Genomic DNA, 3440 nt, shown 5'->3' on the forward strand with positions numbered 1-3440 from the left:
GTTCATGTCACTACCTCACTTGCTGATGCGATTTTTCTTCTAAGATGACCTGCTTCAGCTAGGGGTGTTCCTTTGGTTACAGTTTTGGCAACTGTAACTAGTTAGCTTAATCCTGTTTGCCTCAATTCCCCTCAACCGTAAGAGATAAAGATATTGCTGTCCCCATCTAGGTTGGGATAAATTTCACAGACCAAACAGCCACGTATTCAGTCATAAACATAAAAGTCTTTTGCCTTCTGCCTTTTGCCTTTTACTAGAGCTAGGGTCTACTAAGAACAGGTCGTGCATCAGGAGAGGAGTACGCAAGCAGGCTTTGTTTGCTCTAGCGGTAATTGGTAAATTGCAGTGCTACGGGCAAATCTTCCTGCTTGAGTCGCTGAATGATTTCTTGTAACTCGTCTTTAGACTTGCTGGTAATTCTGACTGCATCTCCTTGAATGGAGGCTTGTGCCTTTTTGAATTCGTCTCGAATCAGTTTGGTAATTTTTTTACCAATGTCTTGACTGATTCCTTTTTTAAGTTTTATTTCTTGACGCACGCGATTGCCACTGGCAGATTCGACTTTGCCGTATTCAAAGATTTTCTGCGAGAGGTTGCGCTTGGCTGCTTTGGTTCGGAGAATCGTATGAACCGCATCTAGAGTGAATTCGCTATCCGTATTCACGGTAATCACCTCTTCCCCCAACTCTACTGTCGTCTTAGTATCTTTGAGGTCGTAACGGCTGATAATTTCGCGAGTAGTTTGGTCTACAGCGTTGACCAACTCCTGTCGGTCAAAGTCGCTAACAACATCAAATGAAAATGTAGAAGCCATAATCTTATAAGGAGTTAAGGATAGGTTGTCGTTCAATAATGCTTAACAGCCAATAGCTTAAAGTTCAAGATGTATCCAATCGTCTCTCTACAAGATTGAGAGTGATTGGAGTGGGGGAGTGATACTCAGTAAGCTTAAGACGAAGAGGATGGCGCTACAAGCTGAACCCAGACCGAACATTAGCGATCGCGCCGTGGGAATATTGCAGATATAAAAAATTGAGTATAGCAGTCTGGCTACGGTGAACGCGATCGCAGCACCTACTGCTAAATCTGAATTTTGTCCTGTCACATAAGCCATCAACGCAGCGGCCGTGAAGATCGAAAACACTTCAAACGAGTTTTGGTGCGCCCAAGTCGCTCGCTGAGCATAGGGAGGTAACTTATCAAACATGGCTCGCGGTGCGCTGCGATCGTATCCTAACTTCACCCGAGCGTAAGCTACTACCAAAAACGGCACGTAAATCAGGACTGCTGCTGCGACAATACAGTAAAGGAAAATCGCAGAACCCTGTGGATTCATAACTTAATCAAAGTAAAACAATGTGACAACCTTGCGTTGCTCCTCCGCCTCTTCACAGGTTTTTAGCAACGTTTTGCTGTCATGGAACGCGAAGCAAATCAACTGCTGACAGCGGGAAACAATTTCCTGATTGCACAAGGAACTGGCTTCCGCTAGAGATAGATGATCGTTTTCTGGGTTTTCTACCAAATGCATCACCTGTTGCAGTTGTTCCCGCGATTCTCTAGGCTGGCGCTCTAGACTTTGGGGCAAAATCACTGTGAGTAGGCTGGGGTCGGCACGCATTGCACCTCGGATTGCAGCGGCATTTGTGCCGGTAGCACCAGAAGTCATGAGACGATTACCGCTCAGAACAAGAGCGTAACTCATCATCTCGATCAAGTTTTGGTGGGTGATGGGAACATGACGCGACCCTAGAAGCGCAATCCGCTTGGAACTGGTTTGCTGGATTGTTGCCAGCTCTTGCGCCAATGTATCGACACCAATGATGTCTACTGACTGAGTCAAAGATGTAGTGGTTTAGCTCAACGACCCAGATATTCTAGCAGAAGCGGCTGCGATTAGATTGCCTAAATAGTGTTTTGGCTCTCAATCCATCATTTAGAGCAATCTGCTGGTAAAAGTTGCATCTCTACTAAAAGCTGTGCTATCATTCTAAATCGTGCGGACGCATAGCTCAGTTGGTTAGAGCACTACGTTGACATCGTAGGGGTCACTGGTTCGAGTCCAGTTGTGTCCATCTAATTCTGAATCAAAGACTATCTGAATCTTCGAGCATGAGGTTGTACTTTGGTAACGCCATGCTGAATCCAAAGATTTAATACTAAAATGCAAAAAAATAATGCTTCAGCAAATCCTTGCTGAAGCATGTTCAGTTATGCCAAAAAATTTATACGAGAGTTTGGTAGAATGGCTCTCTCACTCGATTAGTAGAGTCCGCAGCTTCCTCAAAGCCACGAGTGATATCTCTAGTTCTGACTTTCTTGGCTTTAAGTGCGGTTTGCAAAACTTCCATTGCCCGCTCAGGTTTGCCCCGACCGCAGAAGAATAGATCGGCTGCAAAATACCCATGTTCGGGCCAAGTATGAATCGCAATATGGGACTCAGCCAAAGTCGCTGTTGCCGTGACTCCGTGGGGACTAAACTGGTGTACACACAAATCTATAAGGGTTGCGTCTCCTGCGGAAATCGCCTCTAGCATAGCGCGGCGAATTGCCTCAGGGTCATTGAGAAGGTCTTCTGAAGCTTCCCATGCATCAACGACCAGATGAGTTCCCACTTGTTTCATTCTATCTGATTGCTCCACCCGATAAGGTCTCAAAGACTATCTTTATAGCACATAATTCCTGCCGATCGCACTGGAGCGAGCAAAAATTTTGCACAGGAGTACGAACACTGTACTGAGGACTTACGCAAATTAATGGCTACACAGTATAAAAGTGGCACAGTTGCAGGAAACTGCTGAATATGGGTTACAAAATCCTGAGATATGGGTAATGTTATTAACTGAAGCCTCGAACGTTTGGTGAGAGGGGGGTGAGGAGGCGATCGCAAATCAATGGATTACAAAACTGCTCGTGGCTTTCTAATTCACCAAGGAACGGTTGCCGACTCGAATTCTGATTCGTTCCTCGTGCGGCTAGCGCAAGGACAAGCACCCGTACCCGGTCAAGTGACGAATATTCTGTTAGCGTTGAAAGTCGTGTTTGAGGCGTTGCGAAGCTCCTCTACCCTTGACCGAGAACTGGGCTACGCCCTTTATCTGCTCTCTTATGACAGCAGGCGACATTATGAAGCTGGGCGTCAAGCCGGGGTCGTTTGGCCTCCTCTGTTAGATGAAGACTTGAAGCGAATTTCTAGAGCGGTCAAAAGTATTTTTGCTGGAGAGTGGCACAGCCAGTAAAGGGTTAACTCGCTTACTGTCCAACGTTTAACCCTTCTGACTTGAAAGTGGGGAGTCGGGAATGGGCAATACCACTTTCATTCATGGCTGTGAAATTTTTTCATCGGGACTGCCTTCTGCCTCCTGCCTCCTGCCTCCTGGCTTCTGCCTTCTTGCATTAGCGATCGCGTAATTCAGCCTCTAACTTGCCCACATCCTCTT

General features: G+C 46.2%; 5 protein-coding genes and 1 tRNA gene. 2 read left to right on the top strand and 4 right to left on the bottom strand.

From position 1 onward, the window contains the following. Positions 1–322 precede the first annotated feature (322 nt). The 3 genes from V6C93_RS36230 to V6C93_RS36240 all read right to left on the bottom strand — a co-directional run bounded on the left by V6C93_RS36230 (position 323) and on the right by V6C93_RS36240 (position 1843). On the bottom strand, positions 323–814 hold the full coding sequence (locus V6C93_RS36230; protein WP_333481545.1) for a YajQ family cyclic di-GMP-binding protein: 492 nt from the start codon (positions 812–814) through the stop codon (positions 323–325). Between the two features lie 87 nt (positions 815–901). After that, positions 902–1336: an MAPEG family protein gene (locus V6C93_RS36235; RefSeq protein ID WP_333481546.1), complete on the bottom strand. Its 435-nt coding sequence runs from the start codon at positions 1334–1336 to the stop codon at positions 902–904. 3 nt (positions 1337–1339) lie between these two features. After that, a complete protein-coding gene (locus V6C93_RS36240; RefSeq protein ID WP_333481547.1) occupies positions 1340–1843 on the bottom strand; it encodes a DNA recombination-mediator protein A in 504 nt (167 codons plus the stop codon). A gap of 158 nt (positions 1844–2001) precedes the next feature. On the opposite strand from V6C93_RS36240, the gene V6C93_RS36245 reads away from it, so the two are divergent. Beyond that, a tRNA-Val gene (locus V6C93_RS36245) sits at positions 2002–2075 on the top strand. Between the two features lie 150 nt (positions 2076–2225). Here V6C93_RS36245 and speD read toward each other — a convergent pair. Further along, positions 2226–2624 (bottom strand): adenosylmethionine decarboxylase, encoded by a 399-nt coding sequence (gene speD / locus V6C93_RS36250; protein WP_333481548.1) that lies wholly within the window; start codon positions 2622–2624, stop codon positions 2226–2228. Positions 2625–2894: 270 nt separating this feature from the next. On the opposite strand from speD, the gene V6C93_RS36255 reads away from it, so the two are divergent. Continuing rightward, the gene (locus tag V6C93_RS36255) at positions 2895–3239 is read left to right on the top strand and encodes a Dethiobiotin synthetase (protein WP_333481549.1); all 345 of its coding nucleotides are present in this window, start codon (positions 2895–2897) and stop codon (positions 3237–3239) included. Positions 3240–3440: the final 201 nt, after the last annotated feature.

The sequence above is a fragment of the Allocoleopsis sp. genome, assembly GCF_036703385.1.
Classification (GTDB): domain Bacteria; phylum Cyanobacteriota; class Cyanobacteriia; order Cyanobacteriales; family Coleofasciculaceae; genus Allocoleopsis.

Coding starts and splice junctions, on each gene's coding strand:
- speD (WP_333481548.1), bottom strand. CDS start 2,624: ATGAAACAAGTGGGAACTCATCTGGTCGTTGATGCATGGGAAGCTTCA.
- V6C93_RS36230 (WP_333481545.1), bottom strand. CDS start 814: ATGGCTTCTACATTTTCATTTGATGTTGTTAGCGACTTTGACCGACAG.
- V6C93_RS36255 (WP_333481549.1), top strand. CDS start 2,895: ATGGATTACAAAACTGCTCGTGGCTTTCTAATTCACCAAGGAACGGTT.
- V6C93_RS36235 (WP_333481546.1), bottom strand. CDS start 1,336: ATGAATCCACAGGGTTCTGCGATTTTCCTTTACTGTATTGTCGCAGCA.